We start from the raw sequence: 246 nt of genomic DNA, 5'->3' as shown, positions 1-246 counted from the left end.
ATGAATTGGCTACTAAGCACGAGCGTGAGGAGATAGCAGAAGTGCGGGCACGCATCGATAAAATCTCTTCAGAGATCGTTGAGATCGAGAGCCTGATCGAAAAAGGTAGCTCGGTGCCACCTGTATTTATCCTTCTCATCTGCGCTGGGTTTGCTATTGGACTGGAGTTATTCCCAAGCTTGATCATCGCTGCTCTTGTAACGCTCAAAGAGGCTCCAGTAACTGCAAATCTGGCTGGCGCTGAGG

1 protein-coding gene is annotated in these 246 nt (G+C 49.6%); it reads left to right on the top strand.

The genetic code is table 11. From position 1 onward, the window contains the following. Window positions 1-41: 41 nt before the first annotated feature. Window positions 42-246 (top strand): hypothetical protein (locus SB754_RS22210; protein WP_410784449.1); only part of this gene is annotated, 205 nt, incomplete at its 3' end.

It is taken from the genome of Leifsonia sp. SIMBA_070 (assembly GCF_046534635.1).
Classification (GTDB): domain Bacteria; phylum Actinomycetota; class Actinomycetes; order Actinomycetales; family Microbacteriaceae; genus Leifsonia.
The sequence above is the reverse complement of the archived record's forward strand: the minus strand, read 5'-3'. Positions and strand labels throughout refer to the sequence as shown.